Below are 20,779 nucleotides of genomic sequence, written 5' to 3' on the forward strand. Positions count from 1 at the left end.
CTCTGTCTTCTTCATGATAAAATAAAATACGTTACTTGCCCAAAGCTCTCAAGGACGTTAGGACTGGTGAACTAATATGAATGCAGTGCGGGAACTGATCATGCGGCGCAGAACTCATTTTATTGTGACTTGTAGTGTGCGGATGGGGCTTATTGCCTTGTGTGGCGTTACTTTGGCAGCCTGCTCAGGGAGCGATGTTTCCCGTGCTTTCGGCTTAAGACGCCCGACACCGGATGAATATACAGTTACGACGCGCACGCCGCTTTCCATGCCGCCTTCAGAAGTTCTGGTCGTGCCGGGTTCCTCTCAGGCGCATCGTCCTGACGAGAGTCCCCGTATGCAGGCTTTGGAAACATTGGCACCTGACATAGCGCTTCACCCTGTTCATGGAACTGGTAGTGATGGACAGACCGCCTTGGTTAAAGAGGTGAAATCAGCAGCACAAGGGCCGCAAAATGCAGAATTAGGGGATTCTGAAGCCGGTTTTGTCGATCATCTGATGTTCTGGCAGGCTGGGCGTTCGGGCTCAGTGGTTGATGGGGTTTCCGAAAACCAGAGAATTCAGAGAAATATGGCATTAGGTCAGAATCTATCCAATGGTGCGACCCCGACCATGGAAGGGAAATGACACCATCTTCAGTAGGCAGAGACGCTGAAAATAGGGTGCCTGAGCACCCGGCCATTCACCGCCTGTCTGATCATGTTGTTGATCTTATTGCAGCAGGAGAAGTTGTTGAACGTCCAGCGGCTGCTTTAAAAGAACTTGTTGAAAATGCCCTTGATGCAGGGGCGACCCGTATCGAAGTTAATCTCGCTGGTGGTGGCTGTGATACGATTGAGGTGATTGATAATGGCTGGGGCATTGCTCCTGATCAGCTTTCTCTCGCCATAGAGCGTCATTGCACTTCAAAACTTTCTGACCAGCAGCTCGTACAGATACGTACGCTCGGTTTTCGTGGAGAGGCACTTCCTTCTATTGGAGCGAGTGCGCGTCTGTCTTTGACTTCACGTTTGAGAGGCAGTGATACAGCCTGGAAAATTACGGTTGAAGGTGGCGTTAAGACATCCCCTGTGCCTGATGCAGGGGCTGAAGGTACGGTTGCTACAGTCAGGGATCTTTTTTTTGCAACGCCAGCACGGCGTAAATTTCTCAAAAGTGCGCGTGTGGAAGGCAGTCATGCAGAGATGGTTATGCGTCGTGTGGCACTTAGTGCGCCGCAATGTTCAATCCTGTTTCGTCTTGAAGGTAAAGAAGTCTTTAATCTTCCTCCGCAATCCTTGCATGAACGTGTCGCTGCAATTTTAGGTGTGCGTCCCGAAAGTCTGTTGCCCCTTGATGAGCAGCGTGGAGCCATGCATCTGACGGGATATTTGTGTAACCCCGCTCAGACTAGGGCAACGGGGGCGGGACAGTTCTTACTCGTAAATCATCGTCCTGTTACAGACCCTGTTTTGCGGACAGCTGTCAGGGTTGGATATCGTCCTGTCATTGAACGTGGGCGTTTTCCAGTTTTATTGCTACATCTTGAGCTTCCTTATGAGAAAGTGGATGTCAATGTTCATCCCGCCAAAACGGAATTACGTTTTGCTGAAGAGGCTGAAGTCAGGGCTTTTGTCATAGGGGCGATAGGACGCGTTCTGACACGTGGTGCCCGGCAACAGGGAGGGATAGAGGCAGACCTTGCCCCCTTTATGGAAGAACAGCAACTTTCTAAGGATGTTGCCTTGCCCATTGATTGGTCTATGCCAGAAAAAAAGGGCATGAAACCTTCAGCAGGTGAGGTCTCTGAACCATTTTCCGCCGATCTTGGGTTTTCGCCATCCTATCGTCGTTTTCCAACAGCATCTGCTACGCTTCAAGGTAGGGGAGGATTTTCTGAAAATCGTCGTGCCTATAAGACGCCAGAGATTTTCGAGGCAGACGAAAATGAGCTTTTGGAATATCAGCAGAAAGAAGAGACTCTCCACCCACTTGGGGTGCCGATAGGGCAAATTCACGCAACCTATATTCTTTCAGTTGCGCCTGATGGTGACTTAATTTTGGTAGACCAGCACGCAGCTCATGAGCGTTTGACGCATGAACATTTGAGAACACGCTTTGAAGAGGGAAATATTCCTGCTCAGGCTCTGCTTCTTCCTGACGTCATTGATTTGCGTAGAAATGAGCTGAATGCCGTTTTGTCCTGTCGTGACGAACTGGCGCGCCTTGGTCTTGAACTCGAGTCTTTTGGGGAAGGAAGCCTGCTTGTCAGAACCGTTCCAGCCCCCCTGAAAGGGGGCGATGTAACGGGGCTTATTATAGATATTGCGGAAGAGCTGGTTGCTGAAGAAGCAAGTTCAGTACGTCAGACAGATAGTCTTGATCAGCGTTTTGAAGCGATTATGGCGCGTATGGCGTGCCATGGAAGTATCAGGGCAGGACGGAAACTGAATTTTGAAGAAATGGATGCTCTCTTGCGTGAGATGGAGCGTAACCCCCGGGCTAATAGTTGTTCACATGGCCGGCCAACATGGTTACGTTTGAGTAAAGATGCTCTGGAGAAGTTATTTGGTCGTTCCAAATAACGTAACGAATATTATATTTCCGTGAACTTCATAATATAAATATAGGTTTGTAATAGAGGCTATGTTATAAGATATATGTAAAGTAATTTGGCGATTATGACTTTTTTGTGATGAAGGTCATGACACATATGTGAGGTTCTGATGAACGACTTTGTTTCAGGTCTGGTTACCCTTGTCGGGAAGTCCCACGTGCTGACCAGTGCCGGTCAGACCTTCCGTTATCAGAGAGGATTCCGTTTTGGAGGAGGCGCTGTGGAAGCTGTTGTGCTTCCCGGGAGTCTGGTTGAGTTATGGCGTGTTGCACAACTCTGTGTGCAGCAGAACCGTATTCTGATCATGCAGGCAGCCAATACAGGGCTGACAGGTGGATCAACACCAGATGGTGATTTTTATGATCGCCGCGTTGTGATTGTTAGTACAAGACGTCTGAAAGGGATTCATGTTTTAGGCGAAGGCAAACAGGTTCTTTGTTTGCCTGGAGCAACATTGAATGAGCTGGAAAAATGTCTCAGACCTTTGGGGCGTGAGCCTCATTCAGTGATTGGGTCATCCTGTATCGGGGCTTCTGTTCTGGGGGGGGTCAGCAATAATTCAGGTGGGGCTTTGGTACAGCGGGGGCCAGCCTATACAGAAATGGCCCTGTTTGGTCGCGTTAATGCGCAGGGACAGCTTGAGCTTGTCAATCATTTGGGAATTAACTGTGGTGATAACCCAGAGGCGGTTCTTGAAGCGGTCGAAAAGGGAACCTTCGATGAATACTCAGTTGATTGGTCCGCAGGACGTGGGCATGATACGGATTACATAAAACGCGTCAGAGAGGTCGAGGCGGAGACACCGGCTCGTTTTAATGCTGATCCTGATCGGCTTTATGAGGCATCAGGCTGCGCAGGCAAGCTGGTCGTCTTCGCTGTCCGGCTGGATACTTTTCCCAAGGAAGATGAAACCCGCGTTTTTTATCTGGGAACAAATGATAAAAAAGTCCTGGAAAAGGTGCGTCGGGTCCTTCTGACAGAATTTGATGAACTCCCGATTTGTGGTGAATATATGCATCGTGATGCTTTCGATATTGCTGATCGTTATGGTCGTGATACGGTTGCGATGATTAGGTTTTTAGGAACGGAACATCTCCCGCTTTTCTTTGGTGTGAAAGCATGGGTGGACCTGCTGCCTCATCGCTTTTCGTGGCTTCCGGCTGCTCTTGGGGATAGAATCCTGCAATTTATCAGTAAGTTCCTTCCTTCTCAGGTGCCAGAGCGCATAAAAGTCTGTCGTGATCGTTATGAACATCACCTGATTATCCAGACTTCTGGAACACTTGCTGAGAAATTGGCACCATGGTTTTCAAAAACACTGTCCATGTTAGGAGAGGGAGGTGTTTTCGAATGCACAAAAAAAGAAGGAAAGCTGGCATTATTACATCGTTTTGCTGCAGCTGGTGCTGCCGGACGTTATAATGCGATCCATCGTTCTGAAACAGGGGGGCTTTTAGCGCTGGATGTTGGTCTGAGACGTAATGACTGGGATTGGTTTGAAAGATTGCCTGCTGAAATTGAGAGCAAACTGGTGTTGAAGCTCTATTATGGCCATTTTCTCTGTCATGTTCTGCATCAGGATTATGTAGTTAAGAAAGGGGTTGATCCCATGGCTGTGGAGCATGCCATGTGGCCTATTCTGGATCGTCGCGGGGCACGATACCCCGCAGAGCATAATCTGGGCCATCTTTATAATGCGCCAATTTCCATGGTTGACCATTATAAGCAGCTTGATCCCTGTAATTGCCTGAATCCAGGCATTGGCAATACGACAAAGCTGCGGAACTGGGTGGCCGAATCTGTTTCTTCCTGATTGTAAACAGGCTCTAAATGAATGAATCCGGGTCCAATGTGATTGGAACCAAGGCAGAGGGGAGATAAAGCGGGTGTTCAGGACGTCCGCTTTTCTTACTGAGGCGCATGGCTTTCAGGATAATTTTTTGTTGGGAGAGTAGGCGGGCAACGTCTGTTCCTCTTTGTTGTAATGTTTTAGCCTGTGGCGTGCCATAAGCCAGAATGACAAATTCAGCCTGTTTCCCCATTTCAACTAAATAATGATCATTCAGAGGCCCGATAGGATCGGAAACTTCCAGAAGGCGTTTCTGGTCCGTGCAGCGATAGGCGAAACTATTTCCGACAAACATCCCCCCATAGCCCCATGTCCGGCTATATCGCTGGCATTTAGCGACAGTACGGTCATCGCCAAATTCTGTCGCAACTGATGGGTTCATCATGAGCCACATGATAACTGGTTTTTTATCGTTCCAGACGCGTTTCAGGCAATAGCGGTAACAGTCACCTGGTCCTCCATAGAGCGCGGTGCTGACAACGTCATCGCGTAGATTAAGTGGTTTCGCTTTGCCAACAAAATGGTTTGAAAGTTTATGATTCAAGGAAAAACTCTAAATTAAGGAGAGACGGTAAAACAGGCAGTTACAGAGGAAAGTTTTTGACAGCTTTGCTGAGCCTGCGTTTTTGTGAGACCTGTATAGCGTGTGCGGTAGAGGGTACGGTTTCTGACACGGACAGGTGTAATTGTAATTGAGACATTTCTTCTCGATGTCACAAAATGGCGGAGTCTGTTTGCAACAACACTGGCCTGTTTCTGACTGATATAACTGCCGATCTGGATCGCCCATCCAGACTGGCCTGTGTTGATCATATCCGTAACCCGGCCATGTTTGCGGGTTGGGTGCGCCAGTGGGATGGAGCGCACCCGAACGAGGTCGTCGCCTGGGTCATTCTGCGGCGTGGGGCGTAGGGTTACGCGAGATGCTGGTGTTGGAGTATAGCCGCGTGCTGCCCAGGCGGCACTGACAGACTGGCTCCCAGATAATGGTGGGGCAGCGGGGCCGGACGATGATCGTGCAGCGCTGATAGCAGCGGAGGCGCCATCATCTAGTGACGTGTCATTTAAACTCTCAGTATTTGCTGAGGCATAACGCTGGGCGGTCCTGTCATATTGCGAGACCATCAGGTCAGCCCGTGAACGATTATGTGGCCAGGTGCCCATAATATGTGGCCCGATAGCCGCCACATAATGACGGGTTTCACGCGGTAGGGGTTTGTTCTGACGCAGATAATGGTCAATATTGCCAGGGCCGTCATTATAGGCCGCCAAAAAGCCTGGCGTGCCGTAAATATCATACATCTGCCTGATATAGGCTGTCCCGGCGAGGATGTTATCATGGGGATCGTAAGGGTCGGGACCAAGATTATATTGCTGTCTCAGATCATCATAGGCAGGAGGCATAACCTGCATGAGGCCCATAGCGCCGGGTGCTGAGGTAATCAACCTTCCATTTGCGTCATAGAGGTGACCACCTGATTCCTGCTTCATAACCGCTCGAATCCATATATCAGGTACATCAAACCGTTCCGAGGCTTCCTGGATATAAGGCCCCCACGGATCATATGAAGGACCGGGCGGCGCATAATATGAGCGGGCATGAGCTTGATATTCCGCAACTTCCTGCATGAGGGGAACGCCCGGCCCTGAAGGAACGGTTTGCGCACAGGCACCAAGCAGAAGCAATAGGCTGAAAATGAAAATATGGGGCAGAAAATTTTGCGTAGATCCCTCTTTAAAAGCCGGGGTAACGTTGCTGCTTATCTGCATTATCTCGCCTGTAACTCTTTGTTATGCCCATCTGGAACAGGCAGAGTATATGCTAACTTGGCAGAGAGACCTATAATTTTATCTATAATTGACCCTCTGTTACAGAGACTTAATGATGAGAAAGATATTTATTTTTAAAAGTGGAAAATGAGCCCATAAGAAGCATACTCAAAAGTAATGAATACATATAAAAATAATATATTTTGTTTTTTATTTTCTATTCACAAGCATTTTATATTTCTTATTTAGATAAAGATGGTAGCCTTACTGAAGTTAATAGAGATAAGAGCTGGTCTATCAAGAATTATACTTAGTTTTACCGTGTCTCATATTATTCCAGCCCTTATGATCCTTTAATAAATCAGTAAATGAGGGATTTATGTTGTACAATGTAGGGAAATATTTGGCTGAACGCCTTGCTCAGGTTGGAGTAAAGCATCATTTTGCCGTCGCTGGTGACTATAATCTTGTTCTGTTGGATCAGTTCCTTCTTAACAAAGATACGAAGCAGATCTATTGCTCAAACGAATTAAATTGTGGTTTTGCTGCTGAAGGTTATGCGCGTGCTAATGGCGTAGGGGCTGCGATTGTTACATTTAGCGTTGGAGCATTATCAGCACTCAATGCAATTGGTGGTGCCTATGCAGAGAATCTGCCTGTTATCCTGATTTCAGGGGCTCCTAATTCAAATGATTATGCCAGTGGCCATATCCTGCACCATACGATCGGTACCACGGATTATGATTATCAGTTGCGTATTGCCAAAGAACTAACATGCGCGGCTGTCTCTATTATCTCTGCAGAAGATGCGCCTGAAAAAATTGATTATGCGATTGCAACGGCCTTAAGAGAAAAGAAACCTGCTTATATTGAAATTTCCTGTAATGTTGCCGCGCAGCCTTGCCGTGCTCCTGGGCCGGTTAGCGCGCTCCTTAATGAGCGCCCTTCTGATCCGGCAACATTGAAAGCTGCAATTTCTGCAATCTCCCAATTTATTGAGGGTAAGGCCAAGCCGGTCATTCTTGCTGGCTGTAAATTACGTGCAGCTGGTGCTGAAGAAGTAACAGTCAGGCTGGCGGATGCTCTCGGCTGCGCGGTAGCGACCATGTCTGCGGCTAAAAGCTTTTTCCCTGAAAATCACCCAGCTTATGTCGGTACCTATTGGGGGAGTGCAAGCTCTCCGAAAGTAGTTGATCTTTTTAGTTGGGCAGATGGGATTTTGGCTCTTGGATGTGTTTTCAATGATTACTCAACTGAGGGATGGAATTACTGGCCACGTGGTGAGGCTGTAGTCAATGCAGATAAGGATGTCGTCACTGTTGGTGATCAGACATTTACCGGAATCCATTTGCGTGATGTGCTTGAAGGTGTCGCAAAATATTTTGCAGGTAAGACGAAAAAAGATGCGACGATGGTTGAGTATAAACGCATCATTGCCAGTGAGAAGGACTCCATTCCTGCAAAAGTGGATAAGGCTGCAAGTTTGACCCGAGAGCATATTCAGAACTCGGTTCAGGCCATGATTACAAGTGATACAACCATTTTTGGTGAGACTGGTGATTCCTGGTTCAATGTTAATCGTCTGAAGTTACCACATGGCGCACGTGTGGAATATGAAATGCAGTGGGGACATATTGGCTGGTCCGTGCCTTCAATCTTTGGTTATGCCATCGCGAAGCCTAAACGGCGTAATATCCTGATGGTCGGCGATGGTTCATTTCAGCTGACGGCTCAAGAAGTCGCTCAGATGATTCGTAATAATCTGGAGGTAATTATATTCCTGATTAATAATGATGGTTATACAATCGAAGTCCAGATTCATGATGGTCCATATAATAATGTCAAGAATTGGGACTATGCCAATATCATGACGACCTTTAATGCTACAGATGGTCATGGCAAAGGGTTGCGTGCCACGACAAATGGTGAGCTTGATGAGGCGATTAAGACTGCTTTTGCTCACAAAGGCGGCCCAGTGCTGATTGAATGTGTTATCCCTCGTGATGATTGCACTAGTGAACTGATTTCCTGGGGGCGTCACGTTGCCGGAACCAATAGCCGCCCACCAAAGAAATAAACCGGGCAATTTTACGATTTTAACGTCAGGCAGGAGGGTCGATTGGGCCTCCTGCCTTTTGATTTATAGAGGCGACCATCCCTTTAGGGAGATATTCTGAAGAATTGTGAAAAAAAGGGGAGTTTATTGATGTAAATTGCCTTTTATTTCCCTGGCTGATATATTGTGGACGCTTTTATAAGTTGCAGTTATTAAGATGAACCTATTGAAGGAAGACACGTATGTCTTACGCAGCACTTGATGCAAAAAGAATTGAGAAGGCAGCGGAAGCGGCCCTGCATACATTACGGGCAGCTCATGAAATGACAGAGGCTTATCAACGCAAATTTCTTATGATTGAGCGTATCCACGCTCTGGCCCGGGCTGCTGCTGAGACGCAGGGGCAGGGGGTTATTACGCTGACCTCTGAAGAATTCTGGCTGCTTTCGCGAAACTGGTAAAGGCAAAGAGGCTTGCAGGCTGGGGTCCAGACTAGGGGTGAGCTTCTATTTCCTTAAGGTTTGTCAATTTTATTCAGTATGAGAGCTGGACGATCGTGTCGATAAAGGGCGGATAAGGATGAAGTGGTTTTTTGCAATTACTGAGCTGACACTTTCCAATGATCCTGAACATGGTTTTATTGATTGTATCCGTGTTGCTGTTCAGTCTGCGAAGGAAAACACAACCCTGGTGCCTCATATGGTGTTTGATGGACAGGAATGTGATTTTACTCGTGAGATGCGGGCTGCGGGGGTCAATGTCATTTTCCACAGACTTCATTTTTTTGATCGTTTGCAGGAAGCTCAGAGAAAACAGAAGCCTGAATGGCCTAATTATATGCTAACAGCAGCAGGTGCTTTTATGCGTCTTGAGCTGCCTTTACTTGAGAAAGAGGATAAATACGTTCTTTACACAGATTGTGACGTCATGTTCCTTCGTGACCCGTGTGTTGAGTTCTGCCGCCCTGAAATTTTTGCCGCGTGTGGTCAGTTCGAACCACAGGACTATTATGTTGATATGAATTCCGGCGTCATGGTGATGAATCTTGAGCGTATCGGAAATGATCTCCCTGCTATGGTCGAGTTTTTATGTGATAATTTTTATTATGTTTCAGGATATGATCAGGAATTATTGCGTATTTTCTATAATCAGAACTGGTCACCTCTTTCAGCCCGTTATAACTGGAAGCCTTATTGGGGGGTGAGTGATGAGGCGACAATCGTGCATTTCCATGCCGGGAAACCGCCTGCTGCACGTCATCTTCTGGATGATCCGACCTATCGTGAGCATGATCCTGTTTTTCATACATGGCGGCACTGGTTTTTCAGAAATACAGCTGGGTATGCGCATTATGTGCCGCTATGGGAAGAATATCTCCGTAAAAGCAGGGTTGCTGTCGCTTCGGAAGCAGATCAGGTTAATGAGTTTGATGCACTGAGGGAAGATAATCATTAAGTAATCTTCCATTTCGTTTGTCGGATATTTTATTCAAGCTCTTGCTCAGTAAATGGGCGGGAGCTTTTTTTTAAAGAATGTGTTTCCAGCCAATGTCCCAGAGGTTTGGCAATAAGGGGGCCTAAAGCAAGAACAGCAAGGAGCCTTGCTGTCTGTAGTGCGATGATAAAAGGCAAGGCTACGTGAATAGCTGTGCTGATAATGATAATGGTATCCAGGCCGCCTGGGCTGGTCGCAAGATAGGCACTTAAAAGGTCAATATGAGCCCATTTTGCAACGGGGAAGGCGAGTAATGCGCAAATAGTGACGAGCAAAATGGAGGAAAATGCGACGGCAGGAAGTGTCTTTAAGGCGTGGCGTAACACGGGTCGCGTAAAACGTAAGCCAATCGTCCAGCCGATAATCATATAAGCAGGCAGACGGAGCCATAAAGGGGGTGCGACCGTCAGTAAGCCGGAGAGCTGTAAGCAAGCACCGACAGCCATTGTGAGTAAAAGAGGGGCAGCAGGAAATTTGATTCTACCCCCAATTGTACCTGTTATGATGATGAGAGCTAATGTAAGAAAATGATTTCCTTCAGGAGCTGTCGGGAAATAGGATTCATGGCGTGTGTCAGTGACAAGCCAGCCGACTAGGGAAGTTGCAAGGGCAACCAGAATTACCCGAAAATAAAGCATGAAGGCAGTCAAACGAGGATCTGCCCCAAAGGAGCCGCATATAAGCATCATTGTGGAGGCACCTCCCGGTGACGAGCCCCAAAGGGCAGTCGTACCGGGCATAATACGGAACCATGCAAGAATAGCGCCACTCAGAAAGCTGACAATAATAACTGAAAAGACACTAAAAAGCACAACGGCCCAGTGTTGCCCAATATCATGCAAAACAGACCGGGACAGGCTGCTGACAACAACACTTGCTAAGACAGCTTGAGCCAAAGAAAATAAAGAACGACTGATTTTAGGTGGGGTTGTTGTAATGGCTAAAATGATAGCGGCAATCATTGCCCCTAGCAAAAAGCCTGCTGTCAGATGAGTAGCAAGGAAAAAACAGATAAATATTGCAGAAAGGCCGAGAAGAATGAGCCACTGCATGATTATCTGATAGTATCGGGTCTCTTTTATGAAATGCAAAATAAGAACAGCAAAACTAAAAATAAATTTTAAGTATGCGGTTCTGAATCAGGATGACGTTTACGGAAAGCATCAAGACTGACAATTTCGGCCTGCTGACGATTTTCCTGAGACGAAGAAGGAGGTGCCGCTTCGCTACGTATGAGGCTTGGTGCCTTATCCTGCCTGGTCTTTTCTCCAGATGGTTGGTCATCAGAAAAAGTGAGGCCGGAAAAGCGCAAGCCAAACTGGATATGTGGATCAGCAAAAGCTGTGATGGCATGTACAGGGATGATAAGTGTCGTAGGTACTCCCCCGAAAGAAAGTCCTACAGAGACCTGTCGTTTCTGGTGATCAACCACGAGATTACGGAATTGATGCTGAAGGACAATCGTCATTTCTTCCGGGTAACGATCTTTAAGACGCTGCGGAATCTCGACTCCCGTCATATTCGTCAGAAATGTCAGGTAAAAATGATGTTCCCCAGGCAGTCCGTTCTGACTGGCATAGTCTAGAGCTTTAAGCATAACATCACGGTGAGCATCTTCCAGCCAGGCATCATAAGGGATCAGGCTCTCGGGAAGAGGGGATTCGAAATCGTCTGGGCCGTTACCGTTAAAATCGTCGCTCATAACCTAATCACAATTATTAAATAGATGACTTCTGTCGGTGTCTCACCGACCAGGAACAATTTTTGCCGCTTCAGAGAGCAGCTCAAAAGTGGGGGGATTCTGTTGCCCGGTTCCCCCCGTACCGCGCTTATCGCTTAAGCTGCGACAGCGAGCACCTCTGAATTATCGTTGGCACTTGTAAGTTTAGCCCGATGACGGTGGTACAATGCCGGGCAAAAGATAGATCTTTACCATGCGTGTCGAGCCTGTTTCGTCCCCAAACACCCTTGCTTAACCAGGGGAAGCTGGTGGAGACGCCGGGTACCGCCCCCGGGTCCACAACACTTATTCCATCTACCGTTTATCGCCATAGCCGGGGAAATCCCCAAGCACCTTGGAAGATAGGGATAGATCTTTTCTTTTGCAAGAAGATAAATCTTTTGCATGTCGTTATATCTTTAAGAGGATTCACGGAATTATATGTTAGATGGTATGGGTTAATAAAATAAGTGACAGAAATTGAGGATATCGTTCCATGGCGTTGACATCAGAACAGCGTGCCGAAATTGCGGCTCAGCGCAATGCACCCCAGCAGACTTCCCGCCCGACAGTCCCAGCGATGGAGGCCCTGCTTTTTGAGCCGTTAGAGGTTCTGGACCATGGATTTATCCGTGTTGTGGATTATATGGGTAACGATAATGCTATTGTACAGGCAGCGAGAGTTTCCTATGGTACAGGCACAAAACGGGTTTCTGAAGATGCAGGTCTGATACGCTATCTAATGCGTCATCGTCATTCATCCCCTTTTGAAATGTGCGAGATCAAGTTTCACGTAAAGTTGCCTCTTTTTGTAGCGCGTCAGTGGATTCGTCATCGTATGGCAAATGTGAATGAATATTCCGCGCGTTATTCTGTTATGGATAAAGAGTTTTATCTCCCTGACCTCTCGCAGATTGCGACACAGAGTATGACAAATAATCAGGGAAGGGGAGATGTCATTAACCCAACCCTTGCGCAGGATGTGCTTGAGATACTCAAGCGTGATGCTACACGTTGTTATGAGGATTATGAGGGTCTTCTCTCTCCTGAGCAGGGTGGTGTCGCTCGTGAACTGGCTCGAATTAATCTGACGCTGAACATGTACACGCAGTGGTACTGGAAAATAGATTTACATAATTTCATGCATTTTCTGGCTCTGAGGGCTGACCCCCATGCACAATATGAAATTCGTGTTTATGCTGAAAAAATGATCGAGATTCTTAAAGCATGGGTGCCTCATACGGCAGCTGCCTTCGAGGAGTATCGCCTCGGAGCTTATAGTTTTTCTGCGGGAATGTTGAAGGTCTTGCGTCGTCTGCTTGAAGGTGAAGAGGTAAAACAGGAGACGTCAGGTCTTACGAAAAGAGAATGGACTGAAATGATGGATGTATTAGGCAAACCTTCTCTATAAAGCTGTAATGGTGACAGCCACAGGGGAAATGGAGAAAAAGGTGTGGGGGATCTTAAAAAAATCCTGAAAGAGGGTAGAGCCTTACAAAATGAGCAACATATCCCTCCATTGGAAAAGCCTCTGCCATCTCTTTGGCCTTGGGCCGTTATTGCTCTTTTTCTTATTCTGATTTCAGTCGGGATCGAACTTTTCTGGCCTTTGCATGCTCATGGGCCGTTACCTCTATGCGGGAAGGGCACGCAGAAGGAGGTTTCCTGTCAAAGGGAACCCCCTTCTGCCTTAAATCATCCCTAAACTATTTAGCGTACAATGCTTTTGCCTTCAGATCCCAGAATTTGGAGGGATTCGGTCACACGATCAGCAAGGCCACGTTCACCAAGGCGTAACCAGGCACGTGGATCATAGATCTTTTTGAAAGGCTTTCCCGTTTTAGGGGAAATCTGGTGCTCAAAAGCTTCCTGATTCTCATTAATGAAGGCAGCGACCTTGTGGGCATATGCAAATTGCGTATCTGTATCCAGATTCATTTTAAATACGCCGTAGGAAATGGCTTCTTTGATTTTTTCAAGTTCCGATCCTGACCCACCGTGGAAAACCAGAGGAAGCGGTTTGGGGCCTGATTGCGTAACGCGTTGCACAAGAGATTGAGAATCCCTAAGGATTTCGGGGTGGAGCTTCACATTCCCTGGCTTATAGACGCCGTGAACATTGCCGAAGCTTGCGGCGATAGACAACATACCCAAGGGACTTAATGCTTGCCAGGCTTTCAGGACTTCTTCAGGTTGGGTGTATAAGCGGGTGTTATCGGTCGCGTTTTCGTCAAATTCGTGACCTATTCCATCCTCTTCGCCACCTGTAATGCCCAGTTCAATCTCCAGCCCTATATCAAGCGGAGTCAGGCGTTTGATCATTTGTGCCGAAAGTTCGATATTGACGTCTAGCGTCTCTTCGGAAAGGTCAAGCATATGAGAGGAAAAGAGAGGGCGCCCTGTCCTGGCATGATGCTGAGCACTATGTGTGATGAGATCATCAAGCCAGGGAATGAGGGAACGATTTGCATGATCTGTATGTAAAATAACGGCTACGCCATATGATTGCGCGAGGAGATGGACATGGTGCGCAAGAGAAAGGGCCCCATAAACAGCAGCTTTATGAGTATCTTCCAATCCGTTTCCACCATAAAAACGGGCGCCGCTATGTGAAACCTGAATAATAATATCAGAATGAGTGCGTGAAGCTGCTTCTAGAACGGCATTAGCCATGCTCGAACTGGCAACGTTCACTGCAGGCAGAGCATAGCCTCCTGCACGGCAGGCTTCCAGAAGCGTGCGATAATCAGCTCCTGTAACCACACCAGCAGGGACATGCAATGGAGAATTTGGGGAATGAGGAAGGTTATCCATGAATCTACCAGCCATGTTGAAAAGACTAACGGTCTTCATAATAGACTATAAATAAAATTTTACCCAAGAGATTAAATCTGAATTTAATATTTTTTAATCCCTGAAACTTTCTTTCGTTGCCTAACAGGCTTTCTATTAATTTATCTTGTATTTTGAGATTAAAAGTTCCATCTCGAAAAATTCATGAACACAGTGCAGAGTCCGGAACAGATAAAATAATATGCTCATTGAAATCGAGAATACACCTAATCCTGCGACGCTTAAATTCTTGCCAGGGCGGTCTGTTATGGGAGATAAATCTCCCCTTAATTTTACGAATCGCGAGGGGAATATCCATATTTCGCCCTTGGCAGAAGCGCTTTTTGTTTTCCCGGAAGTAAAAAACATTTTCCTGGGGCATGATTTTATTTCTGTGACAAAAACAGACGAATCAGATTGGTCCGATCTCCGGCCTGTTATTCTTGCCTCTTTGACGGCCTTTATCGCGTCAGGACGTCCTTTTTCTAATCAGGAAGAATCGTTTCAAGAGAAGTCTGAAGAAAATGCCTCCTCTCCTGAAGACGAGAAAATTATTGCACAGATTAAAGAGTTGCTGGATGAACGCGTACGTCCAGCTGTAGCAGGCGATGGGGGCGATATTATTTTCAAGGGTTATAAGGAAGGGGTCGTATCCCTGATTATGCAGGGGGCCTGCGCTGGATGTCCTTCTTCCAAGGCAACCTTGCGTCACGGGGTTGAATCCATGCTCCGTCATTATATTCCTGAAATTACCTCTGTTGAGCAGGTAGAGGAATAAACAGATTCTATGGCCGAAGAGATATTTTTCCCGTTAAAACGTATTTTCACGCAGCATCATACGCCTCAAGAGCTGTCCTCTCGGCCGATTGAGAAAGAAATATTGCATGAGCTTTATGATGTTCTCAAGTTAGGGCCTACTTCAGGAAACTGTCAGCCGGGACGTTTTGTGTTTCTGACAAGTAGTGAGGCTCATGAGAAGCTCAAGCCAGCTCTATCTGCGGGTAATGTTGCAAAAGCCATGACAGCTCCTGTGATTGTAATTGTGGCACATGACCCACTCTTTTTTGAAAATCTGCCCCGTCTTAATGAGCTTTCCGGTTTGCGGGAATGGTTTGCTGGTGATGTTGGTTTGAGTGAGGAAACTGCCTTTCGTAACGGAACATTGCAGGGGGCCTATCTTATTATGGCGGCACGTGCAGTGGGTCTTTCAGCCATACCTATGTCTGGTTTTGATAGTGCAACGGTTGAAGAAGCTTTTATGCAGAAACAAGGCTGGAGAGCCAATTTTCTAGTGGCACTCGGTTATTCCTGTGAGAGTGAAGATGCAGAATCTTTCAAGCGTGCAACGCGTTTATCCTTTGATGAGGCTTGTTTGTGCCTGTGAAGTTTGAGCGTTCTCTTGTTTTAAATGGTTCTGGTGCGGGAACAGGACGGACAAATCTGATTGCCCTCATGGAGGGTGAAAAAGTTATTGCCTCCGAAATTATGGCTGGACGGGGGGCTTCAGAACGTTTTTCTCCAACCGTGCAGGCACTTCTTGCGCAAGCTGAGTGGCGGACTGCTCCAGATCAGGTTATTGCTGTGGTAGGGCCAGGCTCCTTTACAGGACTGAGAGCCTCACTTTCTTTGGCTGCTGGTCTTGCTCGTGGATGGGGATGCGCCGCCAAGGGGGTCCGCCTTGGAGATGCATTGCGAGAGACAGCTGGGCAATCGGAAGCAGTCTGTCTTTGTCTGGCTAGGAGGGGGCGCGTTTTTATAGATGCTCCCCGTCAGCATGTTCAGGCTGCCTCCCTCGAGGAACTACAACCGGAAAACTGGCAGTTTTTATTGGGTGATGCTGTTTCTGGGGAGGATGCACTTCAGGAATTTACAGGGAGTAACGGGGTATTCTCGAAGCTTGGTATCCATATCCTTCCTTTTGCAGCCCCAGATGCAGTGGGGATTTATCAGGCTGCCTGTCATAAAGAAATATTCCCTCTGAAACCTCTTTATATTGACCCTCCTGAAGCACGTTTGCCCGCCAAGGGATTACGGCCTGCGCCAGTCTGAATGGCTGACAGAAAGAAATCTAATGATTATCAAAACTATTGGTCTGGAAGGGGCAGCTTTATTGGCTGCGATTCATCAAGAGGCTTTCGAGAAAAAAGGGGAAGTCTGGGATGAATCCTCTTTAGGTCAACTTATGTCTTTACCAGGAGTTACCGCGTGGCTTGCCTTACAAGGTGACGAGCCTCTTGGTTTTTTACTTACCAGGACAGTATGTGATGAAAGTGAAGTTCTGACATTTGCCGTCAGACCTGCGCATCAGAGACGGGGCGTTGGGGTGGCGCTTTTTAAATATTTTTTAAACTTTGTGAAAGGCTCTGTAAAGTTTATTTACTTGGAAGTTAGTATCACTAATAGTGCAGCTATTTCTTTCTATAAGACATGTAGTTTTCATGAAGTTGGGCATAGAGCAGGCTATTATCGAGATGGAAGCGATGCAATCCTGTTAAGATATTCTTTATAATGAGCATAGGGTGTGTGTTTGCTGATAACGTCAAATCATATTAATTTTTTTTATATAAAATAAATATTTTATTTAAGAACCTTTTAATTCTATTTGAATAAACTATATATAGTGATACATTGTCTCAGAACTGTTTTCCTTCACAGGAAGATTAAATGTCTGATTTTGTCAGTTTTATTCATTATTAAGACTATAATCTTTCTGAAGAAAATAGTATGAGACTTCCACCTTTGAGACTTTTGTTCATAAGCTCGATAACTAAACCATGAAAGAGGACAGGTAGTTCCATGTCATCAGATACTGATCTTCCGAACCTGCGCGCACTTACCGCACAGATCGTGACCGCTTATGTTGGGAGCCACGATGTTGCGGCTGAAGTTGTTCCCGACCTTGTTCGTTCCGTTTACGGCGCCCTTGCCGGCGTTGCAGAACGCCCTTCCGCAACTCAGGAAAAGCCAGTTCCTGCGGTTCCTCCCCGCAAGTCTGTTTTCCCCGATTATATTATTTGCCTTGAAGATGGTAAAAAGCTGAAACTTTTACGTCGTCATTTAAAGACTGCCTATAATATGACGCCGCAGGAATATCGTGAACGCTGGGGCCTTCCACCTGAATATCCAATGGTTGCACCGAATTATGCAAATCATCGTTCTTCGTTGGCACGCCGTATTGGACTGGGCCGTCGTCGCGGTGAGTGAATTATCTTTGCAACAGTGAAGAAAAATTCCATTATAGAGGGGTCAAGAAGTGTTTTGCCTGATTTTTAAATTGGACATAACACCCATTAATCGGCTAGGCCCCTCTATATGGTAGTCAATTATAACGAGTCTAAAAAACGGCGTTCTCTCGATGGTGCAGGTGTAGGGGATTCTCCCATTGCCCGCTTGTGTGTCGAGAACGGCTTAAAGATGACAGGCCAACGTCGTGTTATTGCTTATGTCTTGTCTCAGGCTGAAGATCACCCCGACGTAGAGGAACTCTATCGTCGGGCTTCTGCTCTTGATAGCCGGATTTCAGTTGCAACTGTCTATCGGACGGTTCGCTTGCTGGAAGAAAAAGGTATTCTGGAAAAGCGTGATTTCGGTGGTGGTCGTGCCCGTTATGAGGCAACCGAACATGGACGTCATTATCATTTTATTGATATTGATACAGGCCGCGTTGTAGAGTTTGAAGGTGGCGAACTTGTTTCTCTTTTGGAAAAAATCGCCGCGAAATTAGGTTATAATCTGGTTTCAAATCATGTAGAACTCTTCGGAAGGCGGTCTGACAAGGCGGTGGATAATGGCGCGCCCTTGGAAACTCAGGCAGCGTCTAGCGTAATGTCGCAAAAACGTGGAGAGAGTGGATCACGTAATGAAGGATGACCGTGTATGACTGTAAAAATGCTGGCACAAGGTCGTTCTTTCGGGGCACAATCTTCTCTTTCGTCAGAAAATAGTCAGACAGATGATCAGGATGATGATGTCAGGGTTGTGAGTAGTGAAACTGCCCGTGAGCAGATGGAAACGCTTGCGACACTTTCCCTGGACCGCCATGGCGGGTTTCAGGAATTGCGGGGCGGGACGCTTGGTGTAAGAATCGCTCAGACTGATTCAGAAAAAGAAGCAGCTCAGGCATTACGTTATAAAGTTTTTTTTGAAGAAATGGGAGCTCGTCCAGATGAGAGGGTTATGCAGACTCGTTTGGACTCTGATGAGTTCGATGAGGTTGCAGATCATCTTCTGGTTATAGACCACTCAAAAGCATCTGATGCAGGTGGCGTTGTTGGGACTTACCGTCTTTTGCGTTCTGAAGCGGCGCGTAAAGTCGGCCGGTTTTATACATCTTCTGAATATGATATTTCCCCTTTAACGGGCTTTCCGGGGCATCTGCTTGAAGTGGGGCGGTCCTGTGTCGCGAAGGAGTATCGCGGTCGTACCGCTATGCAGCTATTATGGCGTGGAATTGCTTCTTATATTTTCCTGCATCGTATTGATATTCTCTTTGGGTGTGCAAGTCTGCATGGGACGGACCCTGACGCTCTGAATGATGAGCTGACATGGCTTTATCATAATCATCTGGCGCCACCAGCTTTGCGTGTAAAAGCGCTTCCAGAGCGTTATGTCACTATGCAGCGAACAGATCCGACGAAGTTGGACCAGAGAAGCTGTCTCAGTCGTTTGCCCCCTTTGATTAAAGGCTACCTTCGCCTTGGCGGATATGTAGGTGATGGTGCCGTGGTTGACGAGCAGTTTAATACAACTGATGTTGCTGTCATCGTGAAAAGTGAGCTTCTTGCTGATAAATATTATCGTCATTATGAGCGTCGCTTAAGGGATGCCCTTGATTAAAAAGTCATAGGGCACAAATGCCTCTTTTCTCCAGGATTATTGATTGTCGCTCAGAGTGGCGGCTAGCTTTTGTCTTGCTTGGGGCAGGTGCTCTGTCGGCGTTAGCGCTGCCGCCAGTTAATTTTTTTCCTATCCTGGTTTTGACCTTACCTCTGTTGTTTCAGGTTTGTGAGAGTGCAGCTGGACTAGGAAGGGCAGCCTTACGAGGCTTTCTTTTTGGTATGGGGTTTCATATAGCCGGATTATACTGGTTGACGAACGCCATTTTAACCAGAGTTCATGAATATTGGTGGGCAGTTCCCCTTGCGGCTCCGGGGGTGGCGCTGATTATCGCGCCTTTAATCTCTATACCAGCGATTTTCTGCCGTTTTGTTAAGCCGGGTTGGTCCCGTATTTTTATGTTTACGGGGTTCTGGACGCTAAGCGATATGAGCCGCGTTTTTATATTTTCAGGTTTTCCCTGGAATCCTCTTGGCAGTGCATTGGAGTTACCCGGACTTGCAGGTGATATCCTCATACAACCAGCCAGTCTTATTGGTGTTGATGGGATAACGGCTTTTCTGGTCCTGGCTTCTCTGTCGTTCTGGAAGCAGAGAAGCGGGAAGTTTTTTGTTCTGGGAGGGTCTCTGCTCTGGCTTATGGTGGGTAGCTGGTTATGGACACATCCTCATTATAAAAACTCTTCTAATCCTGCACTTGTGCTTGTGCAGGGAAATGTTACTGAAAAAGAGGTTCTGGGCCGCGAAGATGCATTTAAACAGTTTCAGTCCTATCTTGCTCTGACGCGTGAAGGTGTTGAAAAGGCCCGGACTTTGATAGCGGAAAGACCCATTGTGGTTGTCTGGCCTGAATCTGCTTTTCCTGGTCTTCTGGATGAAGATGAATGGGCGCGTCAGGCGATTGCCCATGCTGCAGAAGGCTCTATATCGTTCATTGGTTCCGATCGCAGAATGAATCACCATTGGTATAACAGTCTGGAGGCAGTTGATACGAATGGGGAGATTAAGGCGATTTATGATAAAAGTCGCCTGGTGCCATTTGGAGAGTATCAGCCTGCTATCATTCCTTTTAATATCTTACCAGAAGTTATAACGGCAGGAGATGGTCTTAAAACATGGAATTTTCCTGAAACAGGGCGTGTTGGCCCAATGGTCTGTTATGAAATTATTTTTTCGGGGGAGGTTACGGCCTCTCATGACCGACCAGACTGGCTTCTGACCATTTCAAATGATGCCTGGTATGGCCATAGTGCGGGGCCTTATCAACATCTGGCAACTGGGCGTATGCGTGCAGTAGAAGAGGGGATTCCTGTTGTTTTTGCAAATAACCGGGGTGTATCTGCGCTATATGATTCAAGGGGGCATGAAGTAAAGAAAACAGCATGGGGAAAAGAGGAAATAATGATTTCGCAAATACCTCAGCCAAAAAAAGGAACTTTTTTTTCATTATTTGGAAAACTAACGCCAGTTCTTATTTCTGTTTTCATGATTGCAGTTTCGATTGGTATGGGGTATGGAAAGAAGCGTTAGTATTGTTGTTATCTATGATGATTTGATTTTTAATTAAATATAAATTATATTCCGCCCATTTCGGAGAGGCCGTCACGCATTGTGTGGTCCTTATTG

The 20,779-nt window shown here is 46.7% G+C and carries 21 protein-coding genes and 1 other RNA gene; 16 read left to right on the forward strand and 6 right to left on the reverse strand.

Annotation, left to right across the window (positions count from 1 at the left end):
* The first annotated feature begins 100 nt into the window (after nucleotides 1-100).
* The 3 genes from AC3B6P_RS04965 to dld all read left to right on the forward strand — a co-directional run bounded on the left by AC3B6P_RS04965 (nucleotide 101) and on the right by dld (nucleotide 4,410).
* Nucleotides 101-628, forward strand: a complete 528-nt coding sequence (locus AC3B6P_RS04965) for a DUF3035 domain-containing protein (protein ID WP_489805008.1) — start codon at nucleotides 101-103, stop codon at nucleotides 626-628.
* Nucleotides 625-2,565: a DNA mismatch repair endonuclease MutL gene (gene mutL / locus AC3B6P_RS04970; RefSeq protein ID WP_489805009.1), complete on the forward strand. Its 1,941-nt coding sequence runs from the start codon at nucleotides 625-627 to the stop codon at nucleotides 2,563-2,565. Before AC3B6P_RS04965 ends, mutL begins: the two co-directional genes overlap by 4 nt.
* A 141-nt stretch (nucleotides 2,566-2,706) precedes the next feature.
* Nucleotides 2,707-4,410, forward strand: a complete 1,704-nt coding sequence (gene dld / locus AC3B6P_RS04975) for a D-lactate dehydrogenase (protein ID WP_489805010.1) — start codon at nucleotides 2,707-2,709, stop codon at nucleotides 4,408-4,410.
* Nucleotides 4,411-4,423: 13 nt separating this feature from the next.
* On the opposite strand, the gene AC3B6P_RS04980 is transcribed toward dld, so the two are convergent.
* Complete coding sequence (locus AC3B6P_RS04980; protein WP_489805011.1) at nucleotides 4,424-4,990, reverse strand: DUF1643 domain-containing protein; 567 nt, start codon at nucleotides 4,988-4,990, stop codon at nucleotides 4,424-4,426.
* Nucleotides 4,991-5,004: 14 nt separating this feature from the next.
* Complete coding sequence (locus AC3B6P_RS04985) at nucleotides 5,005-6,216, reverse strand: transglycosylase SLT domain-containing protein (RefSeq protein ID WP_489805012.1); 1,212 nt, start codon at nucleotides 6,214-6,216, stop codon at nucleotides 5,005-5,007.
* A 379-nt stretch (nucleotides 6,217-6,595) separates the two neighbouring features.
* Between AC3B6P_RS04985 and AC3B6P_RS04990 the strand changes: the two genes are divergently transcribed.
* From AC3B6P_RS04990 to AC3B6P_RS05000, 3 genes are all read left to right on the forward strand, one after another.
* Nucleotides 6,596-8,293: an alpha-keto acid decarboxylase family protein gene (locus AC3B6P_RS04990; protein ID WP_489805013.1), complete on the forward strand. Its 1,698-nt coding sequence runs from the start codon at nucleotides 6,596-6,598 to the stop codon at nucleotides 8,291-8,293.
* 221 nt (nucleotides 8,294-8,514) lie between these two features.
* Nucleotides 8,515-8,733 carry a hypothetical protein gene (locus tag AC3B6P_RS04995; protein WP_489805014.1) on the forward strand — a complete coding sequence of 73 codons (219 nt, stop codon included), beginning with the start codon at nucleotides 8,515-8,517 and terminating at the stop codon, nucleotides 8,731-8,733.
* A 118-nt stretch (nucleotides 8,734-8,851) separates the two neighbouring features.
* Nucleotides 8,852-9,727, forward strand: a complete 876-nt coding sequence (locus AC3B6P_RS05000; RefSeq protein ID WP_489805015.1) for a hypothetical protein — start codon at nucleotides 8,852-8,854, stop codon at nucleotides 9,725-9,727.
* Between the two features lie 29 nt (nucleotides 9,728-9,756).
* Here the strand turns inward: AC3B6P_RS05000 and AC3B6P_RS05005 are convergent, their stop codons facing one another.
* From AC3B6P_RS05005 to ssrA, 3 genes are all read right to left on the reverse strand, one after another.
* Nucleotides 9,757-10,818, reverse strand: coding sequence for an AbrB family transcriptional regulator (locus AC3B6P_RS05005; RefSeq protein WP_489805016.1), 1,062 nt, complete (start codon nucleotides 10,816-10,818; stop codon nucleotides 9,757-9,759).
* 68 nt (nucleotides 10,819-10,886) lie between these two features.
* Nucleotides 10,887-11,468 (reverse strand): SspB family protein, encoded by a 582-nt coding sequence (locus AC3B6P_RS05010; RefSeq protein ID WP_489805017.1) that lies wholly within the window; start codon nucleotides 11,466-11,468, stop codon nucleotides 10,887-10,889.
* 87 nt (nucleotides 11,469-11,555) lie between these two features.
* Nucleotides 11,556-11,878, reverse strand: a transfer-messenger RNA (tmRNA) gene (gene ssrA / locus AC3B6P_RS05015).
* A gap of 104 nt (nucleotides 11,879-11,982) precedes the next feature.
* On the opposite strand from ssrA, the gene thyX reads away from it, so the two are divergent.
* Entirely contained in the window at nucleotides 11,983-12,897 is a 915-nt protein-coding gene (thyX, locus tag AC3B6P_RS05020; protein WP_489805018.1) for an FAD-dependent thymidylate synthase, read from the forward strand.
* A gap of 42 nt (nucleotides 12,898-12,939) precedes the next feature.
* Nucleotides 12,940-13,191 carry a hypothetical protein gene (locus AC3B6P_RS05025; RefSeq protein ID WP_489805019.1) on the forward strand — a complete coding sequence of 84 codons (252 nt, stop codon included), beginning with the start codon at nucleotides 12,940-12,942 and terminating at the stop codon, nucleotides 13,189-13,191.
* A gap of 5 nt (nucleotides 13,192-13,196) precedes the next feature.
* On the opposite strand, the gene fbaA is transcribed toward AC3B6P_RS05025, so the two are convergent.
* Nucleotides 13,197-14,300 carry a class II fructose-bisphosphate aldolase gene (gene fbaA, locus AC3B6P_RS05030; RefSeq protein ID WP_489805020.1) on the reverse strand — a complete coding sequence of 368 codons (1,104 nt, stop codon included), beginning with the start codon at nucleotides 14,298-14,300 and terminating at the stop codon, nucleotides 13,197-13,199.
* 220 nt (nucleotides 14,301-14,520) lie between these two features.
* Here fbaA and AC3B6P_RS05035 point away from each other — a divergent pair, with 220 nt between their 5' ends.
* The 8 genes from AC3B6P_RS05035 (at nucleotide 14,521) to lnt (ending at nucleotide 20,683) form a co-directional block, all read left to right on the forward strand.
* Nucleotides 14,521-15,096, forward strand: a complete 576-nt coding sequence (locus AC3B6P_RS05035) for a NifU family protein (RefSeq protein ID WP_489805021.1) — start codon at nucleotides 14,521-14,523, stop codon at nucleotides 15,094-15,096.
* 9 nt (nucleotides 15,097-15,105) lie between these two features.
* Nucleotides 15,106-15,702: a malonic semialdehyde reductase gene (locus AC3B6P_RS05040; RefSeq protein ID WP_489805022.1), complete on the forward strand. Its 597-nt coding sequence runs from the start codon at nucleotides 15,106-15,108 to the stop codon at nucleotides 15,700-15,702.
* Entirely contained in the window at nucleotides 15,699-16,367 is a 669-nt protein-coding gene (tsaB, locus tag AC3B6P_RS05045) for a tRNA (adenosine(37)-N6)-threonylcarbamoyltransferase complex dimerization subunit type 1 TsaB (RefSeq protein WP_489805023.1), read from the forward strand. Before AC3B6P_RS05040 ends, tsaB begins: the two co-directional genes overlap by 4 nt.
* Nucleotides 16,368-16,389: 22 nt before the next feature.
* Complete coding sequence (locus AC3B6P_RS05050; RefSeq protein WP_489805024.1) at nucleotides 16,390-16,827, forward strand: GNAT family N-acetyltransferase; 438 nt, start codon at nucleotides 16,390-16,392, stop codon at nucleotides 16,825-16,827.
* 287 nt (nucleotides 16,828-17,114) lie between these two features.
* On the forward strand, nucleotides 17,115-17,522 hold the full coding sequence (locus AC3B6P_RS05055) for a Ros/MucR family transcriptional regulator (protein WP_489805025.1): 408 nt from the start codon (nucleotides 17,115-17,117) through the stop codon (nucleotides 17,520-17,522).
* A 108-nt stretch (nucleotides 17,523-17,630) separates the two neighbouring features.
* Nucleotides 17,631-18,188 (forward strand): Fur family transcriptional regulator, encoded by a 558-nt coding sequence (locus tag AC3B6P_RS05060; protein ID WP_489805026.1) that lies wholly within the window; start codon nucleotides 17,631-17,633, stop codon nucleotides 18,186-18,188.
* A gap of 135 nt (nucleotides 18,189-18,323) precedes the next feature.
* Nucleotides 18,324-19,154 (forward strand): GNAT family N-acetyltransferase, encoded by an 831-nt coding sequence (locus tag AC3B6P_RS05065; protein ID WP_489805549.1) that lies wholly within the window; start codon nucleotides 18,324-18,326, stop codon nucleotides 19,152-19,154.
* A gap of 17 nt (nucleotides 19,155-19,171) precedes the next feature.
* A complete protein-coding gene (lnt, locus tag AC3B6P_RS05070; protein ID WP_489805027.1) occupies nucleotides 19,172-20,683 on the forward strand; it encodes an apolipoprotein N-acyltransferase in 1,512 nt (503 codons plus the stop codon).
* Nucleotides 20,684-20,779: the final 96 nt, after the last annotated feature.

It is taken from the genome of Aristophania sp. ESL1142 (assembly GCF_058107345.1).